Consider the following 18,750-nt stretch of genomic DNA (forward strand, 5'->3'; position numbering starts at 1 on the left):
GTTCATCCTGAGCCAGGATCAAACTCTCCAATAAAGTTAGTTTGTCTAGCATCTAAAATAAAAATTGACGTTTCACGTTGTTTGTTTCGTTCAGTTTTCAAAGAACTACTTCGTCGCTCAGAAGCAACTTTATCAATATAACATTTCGTTATATTTTCGTCAACAACTTTTTTCAATAAGTTGTTTTTCGTTTGTTTTGTTTGTTACCTTTCGTGGCAACGAATATAAATATACCAGTTTGATTATTAAAATGCAATAGTTTTTCTAATAAAATTTTTAACTTAGTAAAAAAGTATAAAAACAGCACATTTCTTCTATATAAATATAATTTCTCGCACTATCAAGACTTACTATACCCACGCAACTCATGCTCAAATAAAAAAAGCTTTGGAGAAATCTCCAAAGCTTAGTCTTGTTTATGGCGCATAGCAGGGAATAATAATACATCACGAATAGATGGTGCATTTGTTAATAACATAACTAGACGATCAATACCGATTCCTAATCCACCCGTAGGAGGCATACCGTACTCAAGAGCTTCAATATAATCGTCATCCATCATATGAGCTTCATCATTACCTTGTTCGCGCTCTTTTAATTGCGCTTCAAAACGTTCTTTTTGATCGATTGGATCATTTAACTCAGTGAATGCATTTGCATGTTCACGCGCAACGATAAATAATTCGAAACGATCTGTAAATCTTGGATCTTCATCATTCTTTTTCGCAAGCGGCGAGATTTCTACCGGATGACCGTAAATAAATGTTGGTTGGATTAATTTATCTTCTACTTTTTGTTCGAAGAATTCATTTATAATATGACCAACTTCCATTGTATCTTTAATTTCTACATTATGTTCTTTTGCAAGCTCACGCGCTTCTTCTACACTCATCGGATTCCAGAAATCAGCTCCAGAGTATTGCTTAATCGCATCTACCATATGAAGACGTGTCCATTCTGGTTCTAGATTAATTTCATAATCACCATACTGGATTGTTGTTGTACCCAGTACTTTTTTCGCGATATGAGCAACCATATCTTCTGTTAACTTCATAATATCTTTATAATCAGCGTATGCTTCATATAATTCAATCATCGTAAACTCAGGGTTATGACGAGTTGATACACCCTCATTACGGAATACACGGCCGATCTCATATACTTTTTCCAAACCACCCACAATAAGACGCTTTAAATGTAGCTCAATTGCGATACGCATATATAATTCCATATCTAACGCATTATGATGTGTAGTGAAAGGACGCGCAGAAGCTCCACCTGCAATTGCATGCATCATAGGTGTTTCCACTTCAAGATAACCGTTGTCATCTAGGTATCTTCTCATCTCACGAATGATTTTACTACGAGTAACGAACGTTTCACGACTTTCCATACTTGTAATTAAGTCTAAGTAACGTTGACGGTAGCGTTGTTCAACATCTTTTAATCCATGGTATTTATCTGGTAATGGACGAAGAGATTTCGTTAATAGCGTAAAGCCTGTTGCTTTTACTGAAAGTTCTCCAACGTTTGTTTTGAACACTTTACCTTCAATACCTACTAAATCACCTAAATCTGCTGTTTTAAATAATTCGTACTCATCATCTCCAACAGCATCTTTACGAACATAAATTTGAACTTGTCCATGTAAATCTTGAACGTGTGCAAATCCAGCTTTCCCTTTTCCGCGTTTTGTCATAATACGACCAGCGATAGAAACAGCGATTTCCTTCTCCTCTAATTCTTCCTTAGAGAATTCTCCATATAGACTCACTAAATCAGTTGTTGAATTTGTGCGTTCAAATCTTTTACCGAACGGGTCAATTCCTTGTTCACGTAAATTATGTAGCTTTTCACGACGAACAATCAATTGGTCGTTTAATTCTTCGTGGTTCATGTTATCCATGATATTGATATCACTCCAGCTCTATTTAATTTTACAATATATACAGTATAGCATTTTCTACTCAACTAGAAAAACTGCCAGCAACTAACTGGCAGCTCTTCTTTCTTTCACGTAATTATAGGAAGTGTATAGAAGAATGTCAATCTCCTATGTCCATTATTAACCAACGTAAATTGTTTGTTGTTTCGCTTCCACTTCTTCTACAAATGTACCTAACACATTCGCAAGGTCTTCCCTTGTGTTACAAGCATTAATACCATTACGTACACTCGCATTACCACGAACACCTTTTAAATACCAAGCTGCATGTTTTCTCATCTCTCTTACAGCGACACTTTCGTTCTTTAAGTCAATAAGACGATCTAGATGTAACATACATACATCAATTTTCTCGCGCACTGTTGGTTCCGGCATTAATTCACCTGTCTCCAAATACTTTACCGTACGATAAATCATCCACGGATCTCCAAGAGCCGCACGACCAATCATAACACCATCTACACCAATTTCATCAAGCATACGCTTTGCATCTTGCGGCGTTGCGACATCACCATTTCCGATAACTGGGATATTTACAGATTGTTTTACTTGTTTAATAATATCCCAATCCGCTTTTCCTTCATACATTTGCACTCGTGTACGTCCGTGAACCGCCACAGCTTGGCCACCAGCACGCTCAACAGCCCTAGCATTTTCTATTGCGAAAATATGTTCTTCATCCCAACCGATACGCATTTTAACTGTAACCGGCTTTTCTACAGCATCTACAACCGCTGCTACCATTTCATATATTTTATTCGGATCTAAAAGCCACCTTGCCCCCGCATCACATTTAACGATTTTCGGCACTGGACAACCCATATTAATATCAATTATGTCTGCTGTCGTATATTTATCTACATATTTCGCAGCATCTACAAGAGTTTCTTTCTCTCCACCAAAAATTTGTAAACTTAATGGCTTTTCTCTCTCGTCGATATATAACATATCTAATGTTCTTTTATTATTAAGTAATATTGCCTTATCACTTACCATTTCAGCACAAACTAAGCCGGCACCAAATTCTTTTACTGTTAAACGGAATGCAGAGTTACACACTCCCGCCATCGGTGCTAGTACAACCGGATTTTTCATCTCGATATTTGCAATCTTTAACAATCAACCTACTCCTTCCTGTACAATCACTTTGGCATTAATTCCTCTATCGAAACATTTAATGCCTTAGCAACTTCTACTACAAAATCTTGAGAAGGCGATCTATTCCCTCTCTCAACCTCACCTAAAACAGATACAGATACCCCTAGTTCTTTAGCAAAACCTTCTTGTGTATAGCCTTTTAGCTTTCGAAAAGCACGAATGCGTCTTCCCCATTTTTCTGCTTCCATACCGTTACTCCCTCTCGCCTTTTCATTTCTTCTACTTGTGAACGTGAAATGTTTTGTTTTATGTCTTGATTAATCTCTAACAACGGAACGATAACAAAAGCTCTTTCAAACATCCGCGGATGCGGAACAATAAGATTCTCTGCTTCAATATTCTCTTGATTATAAAGTAAAATGTCAAGGTCGATAGTCCTCGGCCCCCACCTAATTTCCCTTTTTCTTCCTAGGTCATTTTCTACTTTTTGTGTTACTTTCAATAACTCTTGTGGTGATAAATTGGTAGAAATTTTTATAACTAAATTTAAAAAGCAACTTTGGTCAGTATAGCCAACTGGCTCAGTTTCATATACAGATGAAATATCATCAACCTGAATATAAGGATTTTTATTTAAAAACTGAATCGCTTCAGTTAGATACGTATAACGCTCTCCAATATTTGACCCTAATGCAATGTAAGCTATATTGTTCATGGACGTTCTCTCGTAATTTCTACTGCTACAGCACGATAATGACCCGGTATCGGTGGATCTGGCTTAATTACCTTAATTGTACAGCGTGAAATACTTTCATATTGTTTTAATATATCTGCAGCAATATTTTCAGCGATACTCTCCACAAGCTTATACTTTCTATCCTCAACAACTTTTCTACATAATTCGAAAAGCTCTCCATAATTGACCGAATGCTCTAAGTCATCACTTTCCCCTGCACGCTTTAAATCCAACTCCACCGTTAAGTCAACTTTAAATCTCTGACCTAATTTATTCTCCTCTGGGAACACACCATGATAACCATAAAACTCCATATCATGGATATAAATTTTATCCAATTACCTTACCCCCTTACCAATCATCGCATCCATCATTTTAGCCATACGCACCATTTCTTTCACATCATGGACACGAACAAACTCACAGCCCTTTTCAATACCAAGACAAACGGTAGCTCCTGTTCCCTCAAGGCGTTCCTCCACTGGCAAATCTAATACGTGCCCAATAAAGGACTTTCTCGAAGTACCTAAGAGAACTGGATAACCTAGCACATTTAACTGTTCTAAATTACGCATCGCCTCTAAGTTCTGCTCAGGTGTTTTAGCAAAACCGATACCTGGATCTAAAATAATATTCTCATCTGGCACACCAGCATTTTTAGCAATTTTAATACTGTCATACAAATCAGCAATCATATCCGCCATTAAATTACGATAATTCATATTATCGCGGTTATGCATTAAAATGATGGGTACATCATAATGAGCTGCGACTTCAGCAATTTTTGGCTCCGCCTTCGCTCCCCAAATATCATTAATAATATGAGCACCAGCCTCAATTGCTTGCTTTGCAACTTCAGCTTTATATGTATCGATAGATATAGGCAATTTTACTTCTTTTGAAACTGCTTGAATCATCGGGACAACTCGCTTTATTTCTTCTTCTACTGATACTTTAGCAAAACCTGGGCGAGTAGATTCGCCACCAATATCAATAATATGAGCACCTTGACCTTGCATTTCTTTTGCGTGACGTACCGCAGCATCTACCTCGTTGTAACTCCCACCATCAGAAAACGAATCTGGTGTTACATTTAAAATCCCCATAATTAATGTTTTTTCATTTAAATTCAATGTATATTCGCCGCAGCGCAAATCATAATCCCACTTCAAACTACACATCTCCTCTTCGTAATTCATTTCTGCTCCATAATTTCTCTCTTTGCATTCCATAAAGGTACATTAAACTTTTTGTAACCACTCCTACTTTACCCGGGAAATCCTGCGCTTCTATACGATAAAGCGGAACAATTTCTTGAATGGAGTTTGTTACGAAGACTTCATCCGCTGAAAGTAGCTCATCTTTTGTAAAGAAACCTTCCTTTACTTCTATATTTAATTCTTCAGCACTCTTTATAATAAACGCACGAGTGATACCATTTAAAATCCCTGTCTCTAACGAAGGTGTATATAAAACATCACCTTTCACAAAAAATAGATTCGAAACAATGCCCTCTGCAACATAACCTGCTTCAGTGAGGAAAATACCTTCCTTACTCACAACATTTCCAATTTCACGCTTTCCTAAAATATTATTTAAATAGTGATGAGACTTCAGGCGAAATGTCCCTTCCGGTGTATTTCGCACTTGTTTTAGAATAACACCTTCTTTTTCCACTACATCCCCTGGAGCTGTTAAAGGTTTTATAAAAACAATAACAGAAGGCTCTTCATACATTTCCGTTTGTAATCCTATTTCATCTATACCCGCCGATACATTAAAACGTACATATGCATGCTTCAATTCATTCTTAGCGAGTAAATCTTTCAAAATAAGCATCACATCATTTTTTGTCATTGTCCATTTAATTTGCAATGTATCCAGCGCCTCTATTAAACGGTTATAATGATCATCCAATAAGAAAGGATGACCATTATAAATACGAAACGTTTCAAAAACTCCAAGACCATATAAATAACCATGATCATAAGGAGAAATTCTCGCTTCACTTGCTTCTACATACTGACCATTTACGTAAATTAACATAATGTCGCACTTGGACTGTATTTACGAATGAAATTCTGCAACAGCTCTTTCCCATGAGAAGTCATAATAGATTCTGGATGGAATTGCACACCCTCTATCGGTAATGTCTTATGACGAAGTGCCATAATTTCCCCTTCCTCTGTCCAAGATGTTACCTCTAAGCAATCGGGTAACGTCTCTTTCTTAACAATAAGGGAATGATAGCGCGTCGCAGTAAACGGATTAGGAATATCCGAAAAAATCGTCTTTCCATCATGATGCATAAGCGACGTTTTTCCATGCATTAATCGCTCTGCACGGACAACCTCTCCCCCAAACACTTGTGCAATAGATTGATGCCCTAGACAAACACCAAAAATCGGAGTCTTTCCAGCAAAGTATTTAATAGCTTCCATACTAATCCCAGCTTCATTAGGACTGCACGGACCTGGAGAAATCATTAGAAAATCTGGTTTCATATTCTCAATATCTGAAATGGTCACTTCATCGTTACGTTTAACAACGAGCTCTTGTCCAAGTTCTCCAAGAAACTGCACTAAATTAAATGTAAAAGAATCATAATTATCAATCATTAATATCATTTCTCTCACCTAACCGTTTCTTCACTACGTTCTTTTGCACGCCATAAAGCAATCGCCTTTTTTAACGACTCTTTATATTCATTTTCCGGATTTGAATCAATTACAATTCCCGCCCCTGCTTGTACATGAGCTTTTCCATCTTTAGCAAGAAGTGTTCTAATTACAATATTCAATTCTGTATCTCCAGAATAACCAATCCAACCGATTGACCCTGTATAAATCCCTCTTCGAACAGGTTCTAATTCCTCAATAATTTCCATCGTACGTATTTTTGGGGCACCAGTAATTGTTCCCCCAGGGAATACAGCCTTCACTAAATCAAAAGCATCTTTATCTTCTTCCACCTCACCACGCACATTAGAAACAATATGCATAACATGTGAGTATTTCTCAATTACCATAAATTCATCTACTTCTACAGTGCCATATTTACAAACACGTCCTAAATCATTTCTTTCTAAATCCACAAGCATTACATGCTCTGCTCTTTCTTTTTCGTTCTCAATTAATTCTCTTGCTAATTCTTCATCCTCTTGCTCATCCGCGCCTCTAGATCTCGTTCCAGCAATCGGTCTTGTACTTACTTCAGTTCCTTGTTTCTTAATTAACAACTCTGGCGATCCACTAACGATTTGAAAATCCCCAAGCTCCAGGTAACCCATATATGGAGATGGATTAATTTCACGAAGACTTGTATAAATTTCTAGTGGGTGTGTCTGTAACGTTCTTTCTTGTCTCGTCGACAAGTTTACTTGGAACACATCACCCGCTCCAATATATTCTTGAATACATTCAACTGCCTTCATAAAGCCAGCTTCAGTAAAAGCAACTGCTTCACTTTTCTTTTCAGGACTTTCAAAGGGCACGGTCACTTCAGGCGCTTCTGTCATCCAAAGACTCTTCCACTCATTTAGCCGTTCTTTCGCCTCTTCATATTTATCTACATAATGCGTAATAACCCATAACACTTGTTCTTTTTGATCATAGACAAATACGTCATCAAATAATAAAAAGAAGATGTCAGGTATATCAATATCATCTTCCGCAAGAGAAGGCAGCTTTTCAATATAACGGATACAGTCATAACTGAAATAGCCAATTGCACCACCTTGAAAAGGCGGATACTCTGGGTTATAGTCCGTCTTCCATTGTTCCATATATTCTTGCATTAAATCTAACGGATTCCCTCGTTTTATTGTTTCCTTACCACTTTCACTTATATGTAACGTTTCATCCTTCCCTCGGATTACCGCTACTGGGTTCAGCCCTACAATGTTATAACGACCGCCACGGCCGCTTTCTAACAAAATATGTTGCGATTTACCCTGAGAAAGAAATTTATATTGCTTAAAGAAATCTAACTGATATGGAATAGAAAGCGCTAAAGATTTTCTTCGTTGCATATCAACACCCCGTCTTCTTTTATCCCACCCTCTTAGATAAACCAGCTCAAACTACATAAGTTATTTATATAGAGATTGATTATACTCGAAGGCTAGTGAAAATAATTTAATTATACTACCTCTTATTTTACATGAAGTTTTCTAGTCATTCACTCTTTTCCTATTTCCAATCCCAAAAGAAAAAGCACCCTTTTTCAAGGATGCTTTTTCAATCGCGTTTAATTAGGATTCAAATTGATAAAGTGGTGTACTTAAATAACGTTCACCGTTACTCGGGATAATAACAAGTACCTTTTTCCCTTTACCTAACTTTTTCGCAACCTCTGTTGCTGCATAAATAACTGCGCCTGAAGAGATACCAACTAAAATACCTTCCTCTTTAGCCACTCTTCTCGCATATTCAAATGCTTGCTCTGTTTTCACTTGAATAATTTCATCATATACTTCTACATCCAACGTCTCCGGAACAAATCCCGCCCCAATTCCTTGGATTTTATGTGGACCTGGCTTCCCACCAGATAATACTGGTGAATCTGCAGGTTCTACTGCATAAATTTTAATATCTTTATACGCTTCCTTCAGTACTTCACCAGCACCAGTAATCGTTCCACCTGTACCAATACCTGCAATAAACGCATCTAATTGGTCGCCCATTTGTTCAATAATTTCTGGACCTGTTGTTAAACGGTGAATTTCTGGATTCGATTGGTTTTTGAACTGTTGTGGTATAAAGTAGCCATGTTCTTTTGCTAATTCAGTCGCTTTACGAATTGCTCCACCCATTCCTTCAGGCCCTGGAGTCAATACTAATTCCGCACCGTAAGCACGTAATAAATTACGACGCTCAATACTCATTGTTTCTGGCATTACTAAGATTGCATTATATCCTTTAGCAGCCGCTACCATCGCTAAACCAATTCCTGTGTTACCACTTGTCGGCTCAATGATTGTATCGCCCTCTTTTAATAATCCCTTTTTTTCAGCATCTTCAATCATAGCTAATGCGATACGATCTTTAACACTACTCCCCGGATTCATAAATTCTAATTTTAAGTATATATCTGCGCTGTCTGATTCTACGATGCGGTTCAACTTAACGATCGGCGTTTTCCCGATTAATTCTGAAACTGATTGTGCCACTCGCATTCCTGTCACTCCTAACACCGAGTATTTTTATTGGTTTTATCTATATTTAGATTTTGTCAGAAAATTCCCTGTTTGTCAATTCATTTGGAGGATTGCTCCTCTTAATTCCCTTATTACAAATTCTCGATTAAATTTGTAATATCTTCTTTAGAGAACTTGTATCGTTCATTACAGAAATGACAGTGAACTTCTGTCTCTTCCTCTTCTTCACGAACTTGCTCTAACTCTGTTTTACCTAAACTAATTAATACACTCTCAATACGCTCTCGTGAGCATGTGCAATTAAATTGAACATCCATTGTTTCTAATACTTTTACTTTATCTTCTCCAAGAACTGCATATAGTAGCTCTTCCGGAGAAAGACCTTGTTCAATCAACGTTGATACAGGTGGAATCTTTTGTAAACGGTCTTCAATAAATGAAATCGTTTCATCTTGCGCACCCGGCATAATTTGAAGGATGAATCCACCTGCCGCTAATATGCTATCATCTCCATTTACAAGAACACCAACACCTACAGAAGAAGGCGTTTGTTCAGAAACTGCAAAATAATACGTAAAGTCTTCTCCTAATTCTCCTGAAACGATTGGAGATTGACCAATAAACGGCTCACGCATTCCAATATCTTTAATTACAGTTACAAACCCCTCTGTACCTACCGCTTGATATACACGTAACTTCCCTTGTTCTGTTCCTTCAAAATCAACATGCGGATTCGTTACATAACCACGTACATCTCCATTTGCATGAGCATCTACTAAGATAGGGCCAATTGGACCGTTACCTTCTACCTTAATCGTTAACTTTTGCTCGCCCTTTAACATTGCGCCCATCATTGTACCCGCAGTCAAAGAACGCCCTAGTGCCGCTGAAGCTGTTCTCCATGTATCATGACGTCTTTGCGCCTCACTTACTGTATTTGTTGTACGTACACTATACGCACGCACTTCTCCATCAAATGCTAACGCTTTTACTAAATAATCTTTCATACGTATTTATTCACCTTTCTCATGCTGTAAATTTGCATTACGTTCATATAACATATACAAACCTTTTAACGTTAAAAACGGATCTACAATATCAATTACATTCGATTCTTCGGAAATTAATTTTGCCAATCCACCTGTTGCAATAACTTTAGGTTCTTGTCTAGCTTCTTCTTTCATACGCTTAACAATACCTTCCACTTGTCCAACATAACCATAAAGAATACCAGATTGCATCGCACTTACTGTATTTTTCCCAACAACACTGCTTGGTTTTGTAATTTCGATACGAGGAAGTTTTGCTGCTCTGCTATATAAAGCCTCTGCTGAAATCATAATTCCTGGCGTAATAACTCCACCCATATAATGTTTTTCTTCGTTAATATAACAATATGTAGTAGCCGTACCAAAATCAACAATAATGAGCGGACTTCCATATAATTGGATTCCTGCTACTGCATTTACAATTCGGTCTGCGCCTACTTCACGCGGATTTTCATATTTAATATTTAGTCCTGTTTTTATCCCAGGCCCTACTACAAGCGGTTTAATTTTAAAATATTTTTCACACATGCGCTCTAAAGCAAACATAATTGGTGGTACGACTGAAGACACAATAATACCTTTCACATCTTCAAACGAAAGACCCTCATGCTCAAGCAATTGCTTTACAAGCATTCCATATTCATCTTCTGTCTTATGACGATCTGTTTCCATGCGCCAATGCTGACGAAGTTCCCCCTCTTCAAACACACCTAGTACAGCATTTGTGTTCCCTACATCCAATACAAAAATCATATTCTCACCACTTATCTTATTTAATCTATATTTGTGCAGTATGTATAAAACTTATAAAAACATCATATCACACATACTTATATAATCAGCTTTCCTATCCTCATCATTTTACAAAAAGATTGCTCTCTATTTCAATTTTTAATACTAGTTTTACTTAAATTACTTTATCCACTAAGTTCTCAATAGTAATTAACAAAGATTTTAACAAACAAAAAAGGAGTGACGATAGTCACTCCTTCACTTCTTACTTATCTTCTTTATCTTCATCGTCTTTCTTCATGTTGATGTTTACTTTCACATCATCTGAAGATGTTGGACGTTCTGGCAATCTGCCGTAATCACATAAATGATTGATTTGCTCTGCATCTAACGTTTCTACTTCAAGTAACGTTTGTGCGATAATATCTAGTTTATCACGGTTTTCAGTAAGAATTTGTTTTGCACGAGCATAACATTCTTTCATAATTGATTGCATTTCCATATCAATTTCATGTGCAATCGCATCACTATAGTTTTGTTCTGAGTGGAAGTCTCTTCCTAAGAACACTTGACCACCTTGCGAGCTACCAAATTGCATCGGTCCAAGTTTGTCACTCATACCAAATTCCGTAACCATACGTCTTGCAATACCAGTCGCACGTTGGAAGTCATTATGAGCACCTGTACTCACTTCACCAAATACAATCTCCTCAGCTACTCGGCCACCAAGTAAACCAGTGATTTTATCAAGTAACTCTGGTTTCGTCATGAAGTAACGATCTTCTTTCGGAAGCATTACCGCATATCCACCAGCCTGACCACGAGGGACAATTGTTACTTTATGAACGACATCTGCTTCATCGAGAACAACACCAATTACAGTATGACCTGCTTCATGGAAAGCAACGATATTACGTTCTTTTTCAGAGATAACACGACTTTTCTTAGCTGGACCTGCAATAACACGATCCGTCGCTTCATCGATATCACTCATATCAATTTTCTTCTTATCTTGACGTGCAGCTACTAAAGCAGCTTCGTTTAATAAGTTTTCAAGATCCGCACCAGAGAATCCTGGTGTACGAGTCGCAATTGCTCTTAAGTTAATATGCTCATCAAGTGGTTTATTACGCGCATGTACTTTCAGTACAGCTTCACGGCCATTTACATCTGGACGATCTACTGTAATTTGACGGTCAAAACGACCTGGACGTAATAACGCTGGGTCAAGAATGTCTGGACGGTTTGTCGCAGCAACGATAATAATACCTTCGTTTGCACCGAATCCATCCATTTCAACAAGTAATTGGTTCAATGTTTGCTCACGCTCATCATGACCACCACCAAGACCTGCGCCACGTTGACGACCTACTGCATCAATTTCATCAATGAAAATGATACAAGGAGCATTTTTCTTTGCATTTTCAAATAAATCACGTACACGTGATGCACCGACACCGACAAACATCTCTACGAAGTCAGAACCACTGATAGAGAAGAATGGAACGCCAGCCTCACCTGCAACAGCACGTGCTAATAAAGTTTTACCTGTACCTGGAGGTCCAACTAATAGGACACCCTTTGGAATACGAGCACCAACTTCAGAGAACTTACGAGGGTCTTTCAAGAATTCAACTACCTCAACAAGTTCTTGTTTCTCTTCATCCGCACCAGCAACATCTCTGAAACGAACTTTTTTCTTTTCATCATTATATAACTTCGCCTTACTTTTCCCGAAGTTCATAACACGGCTACCGCCGCCTTGAGCTTGGTTTAATAAGAAGAAGAATAAAATGAAGATGATGACAAATGGAATGATTGAAGTAAAGAATGTTACCCAAGCACTTGTTTCTTCTGCTGGTTGATACTTAACTTCGGCACCTTTCGCTTTATCATTAATTTTCTTTTGTAATTCCTCAGTATTTGGTGCATAAGTAACAAATTGTTCTCCTTGGCTAGAGTTATTAAATTGTCCTTTCACCTCAAATACACCATTTTTCGGTTGAAGTTGCACATTACGCACTTCACCGCTTTCTAGTTTAGTAATGAATTTGTCGTAGCTAACTGATGTCGTTTTTTGTGTCGAACCATTAAAATAGCTCACGATTCCAATTACTACTAAGAATATCAGTAAATAAAAGATGGTATTACGGAAGATACGATTCATTCCTAACCTCCTCTCACGGCATAAACACTATAGTAAATCGTAACATAGAAAAACTTTCCTATACAATTGTGAAGCCTATATTTAATTAATTTGAGTAAACGCTTGGTTTTAATACGCCTACATAAGGAAGATTACGGTATTGCTCTTTATAATCTAATCCATACCCTACTACAAATTCATGTGGAACAGTAAATCCAACATAATCCGCTTTCAGATCAACCTTACGGCCTGTTGGCTTATCTAATAATGTAACAATTTTTACAGACTTCGCTTTACGATATTTGAATAAGTCTACTAAGTAGCTTAGTGTAAGACCACTATCAATAATATCTTCGACGATTAAAATATCGCGACCTTCTACAGAAGTATCAAGATCTTTTAAAATTTTCACTTCGCCTGTTGAAACTGTAGAGTGACCGTAACTAGATACAGCCATAAAATCCATTTCAAGATATGTATCTGTTCTCTTTAATAAATCTGCCATGAATGGCATTGCGCCTTTTAGTACACCAATTGCAAGAGGTACTGTGTTTTTATAATCCTCTGCAATAATTGCACCTAGTTCGCGCACCTTTTCTTGTATTTGCTCTTCAGAAATTAATACTTTTTCGATATCTTGATTCATCATTTCATTATCCTCCCGGAAGACTCCTTGCTTTTGTAGTGAATAATCATATATTTATCCTTCTTTGCCATCTCTTTCGAAATTGCAAATGCAGATCGTTTCAACAAGGGTACCCAAATAATAGTCCCACTTGCATCACAAACGACCGGCCATTCTTCTCTTTTTTCTTTCGGTACTTTCGCTTCGATAAAAATAGCTTTTATCTTTTTCGTGCCATTCATACCTTGTATTGACATGCGATCTCCATTTTCTCTAGAACGAATACGAAGTGGATATGATATATCATTATACTTAGCAACAAATACTGTTTCATTCATGTTACTTGGTATATCTTCGCTCACCTCTGTTACAAATTCATCCCCGTTCAATAGCGTAATGGTCCCGGGTACTAATAAATCTTGTGAAAAAGGAGAGACAATTTCTTGTTTAAATCTAAAGCTACACTCCTCGTATGAACGAACAATTTTCAAATCACCCGGAAAATCAAGTGAACCTGAAGGTTGTGTCCGCTTAAAAAACTCAATCAACTTGTCAATATGTATAGAAGAAAGAGAAGATGGAATCTTATATTCATAAAGATAGTTTAATATTAGTTGAATCCCTCTTCTTTGTAAAGGCATAGACATGGATTCAAAGGCAGGAATTGATAAGCTAATTTGTTTATCACTTTTTTTTGTAATTACTTTATTCATTTTCTCAAAAGCTAATTCCTGCAAATAAGCCTCATCCTCTTGCATCTGCACGCTAAATTTTTGGAATTTCTCATGCATTTGTGGATTTTCTTCTTTCAAATGAGGAAGGACATATTTACGTAATCGATTCCTTGTATATACTTCCTTTTTATTACTCGGATCTATACGTGGCATTAAATTTAGCTTATTACAGTAATCAACAATTTCTTCCTTCGTTACGCCAAGTAACGGCCTAATTAAATATCCATTATGAAAAGGACGCTTCACTGCAATTCCTGCATATCCTTTCGGAGTACTCCCTCTTACAAGACGCATTAAAATTGTCTCGACTTGATCATCTCCATGATGTCCAAGAGCAACATATCTCGCATCATATTTCTTCATTATTCTTTCCAAAAATGCATATCTGCATTCTCTCGCAGCAACCTGTGCATTCATTCCGTATTGCTGTTGATATTGTGATACATTAATCCTTATCGTTTCACAAATAATTCCCAGTTCTTCACAAAGGCCCTGCACAAACTGTAAATCCTCATAAGATTCATCACCTCTAAACATATGATCCACATGAGCAACTACAATTTCCAACTGTTTTTCCGCTCTTTTTTCTAATAAATAATATAAAAGCGCTAACGAGTCAGGACCACCAGAAACTCCCACAACAATTGTTGAATCATTCTTTAATACATCATGCTGCTTTACAAAGTCATCTACTTTTTCAACAAATGTATCTTTCAACTTCGCAATCACCTTTCATTAAACAAGAACAGCAACCTTAGTCACCTTGTCTACAATGGTACAACTTTTACAAACATTGTGCAAAAAAAAGATATACAAAAATTACATTTTTATCTTACATCCTCCGTGTATATTCACAAAATTAATAACATTACCTTTTCCCACAAAAAAACCTAGGTATTCACCTAGGTTTTTAAAATCAAATTATAGATAAACATTCCACTTATATTTTACTGCGCCTGCATTCCTACAATCGGAATCGTAGCCCACTTCGGCATATTTTTCTTCACTTTTGCCACTACAATAGTCATATCATCATTTATATAACCATCACAAGAGCGAATCACTTCTTCCATAATGATATCAGCAATTTCTTGCGGGTCTTCGGTTTGCAATTCTTTAATTTTTCGTTTCATCCACAATTCATGATTCTCCACATGCTGTGCTCCTTCAAAAATCCCATCGCTCATCATAATAAGAATATCGCCCGTTTTTAATTGTTCACCCACCACATCAACTTCAACATCTTCGATGATTCCCATCGGCAAATTACTTGCTTCAATTTTCAAAATATTATTTGCGCGTTTAACAAAACTCGGCGTCGATCCAATCTTTAAAAACCTTGCACTCGCATCCCGCAAATCTACCATAGCTAAATCTAATGTCGTAAACATTTCTTCTGTCGTTCTCAAAGAAAGAATTGAATTGATAGACTTAATTGCTATTTCTTCATCAATGCCTGATTGGAGTATTTTTTGTAATAATTTCACCGTTTCCTTACTTTCCATATGAGCTCTTTGCCCATTACCCATACCATCACTAATCGCAAGTGCATATTTACCAACACTTAAATCCATCATCGCATAAGAGTCACCCGAAACAAATCCACCGCCTTTTGCAGCTGTAGCCAATCCTGTATCAAGAGAATACGTCTTCGCCGAACCAAATGATATTAAACTATGGCCATTTGGATAAGAAGACTTTTCTTCATGTTTAACGACAATATTTTCTTTAAGGATATCTGAAAGCATCGGTGCAACTAACTTTTCACACTCACCATGTTCATTAGATGCAACTGGAATTAACATTTCAATATCAATACTTCCTCTATCTAAACAATAAATATCAACATGCTCTACTTCGACACCAAAATCTCGGAACGCTTGCATAATCTGTTCTTCCTGCACTTGATGATTTTCACGCTCTCGTTGTATCTCCTTAGCAAAATCCTCCATAACCTTTGATACACCTAATAGTTGCTCCGCTACTATTCTACGATTTTCCTTCATTTGTTTTCGTAATTTTTGTCCCTCATAGAAGTGATCTAATTCACCGGCTACTAAATCCGTCACTTTTTTCCCTCTCACACAATGCTTGTCCCACTCACGAACTAATTTACGATTATGTTGCAGGGTTCCTTCTTCCGTTTCATTCATTATTTGTTTCATATAATCGTACGTTTTATCAAAATTCACTACCCAGCATTGATCCTTTTTAAAGCATGTTTGACATGTTTTCGCAGTAATTGTACTCAAAAACAAATCTGCTTCTGTCTCTTTATCTTCTTCCTCTACATACCCATATACAGAAAAGCTATTAGATAAAGCAGCAAATACATTTGCAAATTGGTTGATTTTATTTGCTGTAACATCACGCATCCTTCTTAAATATTGTTGTTGATCTTGCGAATGCTCTTGTGTACCTGGCATAAATTTAGCAATACGATCCAAAACAAGCTTCGGTGTTAATAAGAAGATAACAATCGCTACACCTGACTCAATTAAAGTTGTTACAATATTTGTCTGTTTGTCTACATATAATGTAATTAAGCTTGTCCCAATTAATAAACCTAAACTAACACCTAAACGCTTTCCTTCTTTTAACAATCCACCAAGCAATCCAGAAAAAGCAAGAAGGCTAAGCTGAGACAAGCTAGACACATTTGCTAAACTTAATATTAGTCCTGTTACAACCCCCACTGTAGACCCTGTGGCAGCACCCGCAATAAATGCAAATACTAGCACTAAATACCTTGTAAAAATATGTTGAATAGAAGCATCATATACAAACCAATCTGTTGTACCCGTTAAAACAGATGCTAGTAATATAATCAAACAAACAATTTCTTCCGTCTCTAATGCCTGTTGTTTTCCTTTCCTTTCCACTAAAAGTGGGACACTTTGTAAAAATATCATAGTTAATACAAAACTAAGCCCAGCCTCAATGGTACTAACGAGTAAATCGTACATGGTGACAGTTTGTTGTGCAAAATATACAACAACTAAGTGTGCGGTTAATGCGGAGATAAATACTTGAAATGGAACAAGTCCAACAGTTTTACGTGTAAATCGACTAAAGAAGATATTATAAATGAAGAAGGTAAAGATAGATGCAAAGGTAAAAAACAAATTATCTATCGATACTGAAAGAGCTCCTCCCATTAGAGCTAAAAATGCTAGCGGCATCTTATCCCGCTTCATAACATAAACAGCAGCAAAAAATGGCAGTGCAAACGGTAAAATATTTGTTAATATATATGCTCGTCCCAAAAGAAAACCAATAACAACAATAATAAATCCCCATCTAAAGAAAACTTGCTCAAATTTCATTCGCAACTTACTCGTCCACTTTATTCCATCAAGCTGACTCTCATTCATTGCCAATGCACTTGTATTCATAGTATTCCTTCCTGCTTTAGGCATATTTTTAACACCACCTGCATAGTTTAATTACTGTCATTATAAAAGATGATTGTTGGTTTTTTTGTCAAAACAACAGTTTTCACTTTTATAATCGTTCGACTTTTTATTCGAAATAACTCTACAGATATACAGGGTATGTAAGTTATTTTCGAGATTTTAATTAAACATTCAGAAAATATAGGGTGATTTTGTAGAAGTGTTGTATATCTTAATTTATTTAACAAAAAAAGATCATGCAAATTTGCATGATCTTTTTAGATGACCCGTACGGGATTCGAACCCGTGTTACCGCCGTGAAAGGGCGGTGTCTTAACCACTTGACCAACGGGCCGTTAAATTAAATATAGCGGCGGAGGGGATCGAACCCCCGACCTCACGGGTATGAACCGTACGCTCTAGCCAGCTGAGCTACACCGCCATGTCGTCTTATTTAACGGACAATTAGTATCTTACATCAGATACTAATTAAAGTCAACACATCTCAAAAACTTTTTTGAAAATATTTTTTACATATAAAAAAGCACCCTGAGACATTACTCTGGGTACCTCTCTATATGTTAAAAACTAAACGTCCTTATTATCCGCGACGCGCGCCACGGCCACCACGTTTAGACTCTGTGTTACGCTTTAAAGAAGTTAAACGATCTTCGCTATCTTTTAAGAAGCGTGCCATCTTTTGCTCAAATGTTTCTTTCGGAGCTCGGTCGTTACCGCCACCGCGATTATCTCTGTTGAAAGAGCGATTATTACGTTGTGGACGTCCAGAACGTTGTTGATCACCACCGCGTTGGTATTCACCACGTGGACGATCTCCTTCTGTTTTTTCACGTTCTTTCGCTTTTTTGATAGATAAACCAATCTTTCCATCTTTTTCAACATTAATAACTTTTACTTCTACTTGGTCGCCCACTTTTAAGTGATCGTTAATATCTTTTACATAGTTATCAGCAACTTCACTAATATGAACAAGACCCGTTAAGCCCTCTGGCAGCTCCACAAAAGCCCCAAAATTTGTAATACCTGTTACTTTACCCTGTAACTTGCTGCCTACCTCGATTGACATAAAAAAAATGCTCCTCCTTAGTGGTTAAAAAGTCAAATTTTACTT

The 18,750-nt window shown here is 37.0% G+C and carries 17 protein-coding genes and 2 tRNA genes; all 19 read right to left on the reverse strand.

Translation table 11 applies throughout. From position 1 onward, the window contains the following. Positions 1-406 precede the first annotated feature (406 nt). The 19 genes from lysS to ACTFSL_RS27960 all read right to left on the reverse strand — a co-directional run bounded on the left by lysS (position 407) and on the right by ACTFSL_RS27960 (position 18,705). Positions 407-1,906, reverse strand: a complete 1,500-nt coding sequence (gene lysS, locus ACTFSL_RS27870) for a lysine--tRNA ligase (protein ID WP_000369668.1) — start codon at positions 1,904-1,906, stop codon at positions 407-409. A gap of 159 nt (positions 1,907-2,065) precedes the next feature. Then, on the reverse strand, positions 2,066-3,064 hold the full coding sequence (gene dusB / locus ACTFSL_RS27875; protein WP_000912251.1) for a tRNA dihydrouridine synthase DusB: 999 nt from the start codon (positions 3,062-3,064) through the stop codon (positions 2,066-2,068). A 23-nt stretch (positions 3,065-3,087) separates the two neighbouring features. Beyond that, complete coding sequence (locus tag ACTFSL_RS27880; RefSeq protein ID WP_000387031.1) at positions 3,088-3,291, reverse strand: helix-turn-helix domain-containing protein; 204 nt, start codon at positions 3,289-3,291, stop codon at positions 3,088-3,090. Further along, on the reverse strand, positions 3,243-3,758 hold the full coding sequence (folK, locus tag ACTFSL_RS27885) for a 2-amino-4-hydroxy-6-hydroxymethyldihydropteridine diphosphokinase (protein ID WP_001059450.1): 516 nt from the start codon (positions 3,756-3,758) through the stop codon (positions 3,243-3,245). Before folK ends, ACTFSL_RS27880 begins: the two co-directional genes overlap by 49 nt. Continuing rightward, complete coding sequence (gene folB / locus ACTFSL_RS27890; RefSeq protein ID WP_000358062.1) at positions 3,755-4,117, reverse strand: dihydroneopterin aldolase; 363 nt, start codon at positions 4,115-4,117, stop codon at positions 3,755-3,757. The genes folK and folB overlap by 4 nt, the downstream gene beginning before the upstream one ends. Then, complete coding sequence (gene folP / locus ACTFSL_RS27895) at positions 4,118-4,978, reverse strand: dihydropteroate synthase (protein ID WP_440042772.1); 861 nt, start codon at positions 4,976-4,978, stop codon at positions 4,118-4,120. Beyond that, on the reverse strand, positions 4,953-5,825 hold the full coding sequence (gene pabC / locus ACTFSL_RS27900; protein WP_000909884.1) for an aminodeoxychorismate lyase: 873 nt from the start codon (positions 5,823-5,825) through the stop codon (positions 4,953-4,955). The genes folP and pabC overlap by 26 nt, the downstream gene beginning before the upstream one ends. After that, complete coding sequence (gene pabA / locus ACTFSL_RS27905; RefSeq protein ID WP_000602290.1) at positions 5,819-6,406, reverse strand: aminodeoxychorismate/anthranilate synthase component II; 588 nt, start codon at positions 6,404-6,406, stop codon at positions 5,819-5,821. The genes pabC and pabA overlap by 7 nt, the downstream gene beginning before the upstream one ends. 5 nt (positions 6,407-6,411) lie before the next feature. Beyond that, positions 6,412-7,809 (reverse strand): aminodeoxychorismate synthase component I, encoded by a 1,398-nt coding sequence (gene pabB / locus ACTFSL_RS27910; protein WP_199631015.1) that lies wholly within the window; start codon positions 7,807-7,809, stop codon positions 6,412-6,414. Positions 7,810-8,031: 222 nt separating this feature from the next. After that, positions 8,032-8,955, reverse strand: coding sequence for a cysteine synthase A (cysK, locus tag ACTFSL_RS27915; RefSeq protein WP_001261712.1), 924 nt, complete (start codon positions 8,953-8,955; stop codon positions 8,032-8,034). Between the two features lie 113 nt (positions 8,956-9,068). Further along, entirely contained in the window at positions 9,069-9,944 is an 876-nt protein-coding gene (gene hslO / locus ACTFSL_RS27920; RefSeq protein WP_000656372.1) for a redox-regulated molecular chaperone HslO, read from the reverse strand. Between the two features lie 6 nt (positions 9,945-9,950). Next, positions 9,951-10,739, reverse strand: coding sequence for a type III pantothenate kinase (locus tag ACTFSL_RS27925; protein ID WP_070183484.1), 789 nt, complete (start codon positions 10,737-10,739; stop codon positions 9,951-9,953). Positions 10,740-10,983: 244 nt separating this feature from the next. Further along, a complete protein-coding gene (gene ftsH / locus ACTFSL_RS27930) occupies positions 10,984-12,885 on the reverse strand; it encodes an ATP-dependent zinc metalloprotease FtsH (RefSeq protein WP_001079674.1) in 1,902 nt (633 codons plus the stop codon). A gap of 85 nt (positions 12,886-12,970) precedes the next feature. Next, positions 12,971-13,513 carry a hypoxanthine phosphoribosyltransferase gene (hpt, locus tag ACTFSL_RS27935; RefSeq protein WP_000981842.1) on the reverse strand — a complete coding sequence of 181 codons (543 nt, stop codon included), beginning with the start codon at positions 13,511-13,513 and terminating at the stop codon, positions 12,971-12,973. After that, entirely contained in the window at positions 13,510-14,940 is a 1,431-nt protein-coding gene (gene tilS / locus ACTFSL_RS27940; RefSeq protein ID WP_000655463.1) for a tRNA lysidine(34) synthetase TilS, read from the reverse strand. Before tilS ends, hpt begins: the two co-directional genes overlap by 4 nt. Before the next feature lie 230 nt (positions 14,941-15,170). Beyond that, positions 15,171-17,642 carry a stage II sporulation protein E gene (gene spoIIE, locus ACTFSL_RS27945; protein ID WP_001123541.1) on the reverse strand — a complete coding sequence of 824 codons (2,472 nt, stop codon included), beginning with the start codon at positions 17,640-17,642 and terminating at the stop codon, positions 15,171-15,173. Between the two features lie 259 nt (positions 17,643-17,901). After that, a tRNA-Glu gene (locus ACTFSL_RS27950) sits at positions 17,902-17,973 on the reverse strand. A gap of 13 nt (positions 17,974-17,986) precedes the next feature. Further along, a tRNA-Met gene (locus tag ACTFSL_RS27955) sits at positions 17,987-18,060 on the reverse strand. 159 nt (positions 18,061-18,219) lie between these two features. Continuing rightward, the gene (locus tag ACTFSL_RS27960) at positions 18,220-18,705 is read right to left on the reverse strand and encodes a S1 domain-containing RNA-binding protein (protein ID WP_000021451.1); all 486 of its coding nucleotides are present in this window, start codon (positions 18,703-18,705) and stop codon (positions 18,220-18,222) included. Positions 18,706-18,750 lie beyond the last annotated feature (45 nt).

This window comes from Bacillus cereus group sp. MYBK108-1 (assembly GCF_051917185.1).
GTDB lineage: Bacteria > Bacillota > Bacilli > Bacillales > Bacillaceae_G > Bacillus_A > Bacillus_A cereus.

What these genes read in the sequence shown, in the direction of transcription:
- lysS (WP_000369668.1), bottom strand. Translation starts at nt 1,906, where the DNA reads ATGGATAACATGAACCACGAAGAATTAAACGACCAATTGATTGTTCGT.
- hslO (WP_000656372.1), bottom strand. Translation starts at nt 9,944, where the DNA reads ATGAAAGATTATTTAGTAAAAGCGTTAGCATTTGATGGAGAAGTGCGT.
- folP (WP_440042772.1), bottom strand. Translation starts at nt 4,978, where the DNA reads ATGAATTACGAAGAGGAGATGTGTAGTTTGAAGTGGGATTATGATTTG.
- ftsH (WP_001079674.1), bottom strand. Translation starts at nt 12,885, where the DNA reads ATGAATCGTATCTTCCGTAATACCATCTTTTATTTACTGATATTCTTA.
- pabA (WP_000602290.1), bottom strand. Translation starts at nt 6,406, where the DNA reads ATGATATTAATGATTGATAATTATGATTCTTTTACATTTAATTTAGTG.
- folK (WP_001059450.1), bottom strand. Translation starts at nt 3,758, where the DNA reads ATGAACAATATAGCTTACATTGCATTAGGGTCAAATATTGGAGAGCGT.
- cysK (WP_001261712.1), bottom strand. Translation starts at nt 8,955, where the DNA reads ATGCGAGTGGCACAATCAGTTTCAGAATTAATCGGGAAAACGCCGATC.
- spoIIE (WP_001123541.1), bottom strand. Translation starts at nt 17,642, where the DNA reads ATGCCTAAAGCAGGAAGGAATACTATGAATACAAGTGCATTGGCAATG.
- ACTFSL_RS27960 (WP_000021451.1), bottom strand. Translation starts at nt 18,705, where the DNA reads ATGTCAATCGAGGTAGGCAGCAAGTTACAGGGTAAAGTAACAGGTATT.
- pabB (WP_199631015.1), bottom strand. Translation starts at nt 7,809, where the DNA reads ATGCAACGAAGAAAATCTTTAGCGCTTTCTATTCCATATCAGTTAGAT.
- pabC (WP_000909884.1), bottom strand. Translation starts at nt 5,825, where the DNA reads ATGTTAATTTACGTAAATGGTCAGTATGTAGAAGCAAGTGAAGCGAGA.
- ACTFSL_RS27880 (WP_000387031.1), bottom strand. Translation starts at nt 3,291, where the DNA reads ATGGAAGCAGAAAAATGGGGAAGACGCATTCGTGCTTTTCGAAAGCTA.
- hpt (WP_000981842.1), bottom strand. Translation starts at nt 13,513, where the DNA reads ATGATGAATCAAGATATCGAAAAAGTATTAATTTCTGAAGAGCAAATA.
- ACTFSL_RS27925 (WP_070183484.1), bottom strand. Translation starts at nt 10,739, where the DNA reads ATGATTTTTGTATTGGATGTAGGGAACACAAATGCTGTACTAGGTGTG.